The organism is Marinobacter sp. (assembly GCF_041984545.1).
Lineage (GTDB): Bacteria > Pseudomonadota > Gammaproteobacteria > Pseudomonadales > Oleiphilaceae > Marinobacter.
The window spans coordinates 1-524 of record NZ_JBHIXV010000117.1 but is presented as its reverse complement, the minus strand read 5'-3'; the positions used below and the strand labels follow the sequence as shown (position 1 = coordinate 524).

The window sequence follows — 524 nt, the reverse complement described above, 5'->3', positions numbered from 1 at the left end:
ACCACTCAGCGCGACCACCTCACCACTATCGAGCGCTCGGCGAACAACCTGCTCGCTATCATTAACGACGTGCTGGACTTCTCGAAGCTGGAAGCGGGTAAACTGATTCTCGAGAGCATCCCGTTCCTGCTGCGTAATGCGCTGGATGAGGTCGTGACTCTGCTGGCGCACTCCGCCCACGATAAGGGGCTGGAGCTGACGCTAAACATCAAAAATGATGTTCCGGACAATATTATCGGCGATCCTCTGCGCCTGCAGCAGATCATCACCAATCTGGTGGGCAATGCCATCAAGTTTACCGAACATGGCAATATTGATGTGCTGGTCGAGCAGCGAGCGCTGAGCAACACCAGCGTACAAATCGAAATTCAAATCCACGATACCGGGATCGGGATCCCGGAGCGCGATCAGTCCCGTCTGTTCCAGGCGTTCCGCCAGGCCGATGCCAGTATTTCCCGCCGCCACGGTGGCACCGGGCTCGGGCTGGTGATAACCCAGCGGCTGGTCAAAGAGATGGGCGGCGA

At 57.4% G+C, this 524-nt stretch carries 1 protein-coding gene; it reads left to right on the top strand.

All coding sequences use genetic code 11. The features are described from left to right. The coding region (locus ACFC20_RS17815) for an ATP-binding protein (protein ID WP_375194147.1) at positions 1–524 on the top strand (524 nt) is incomplete at both ends.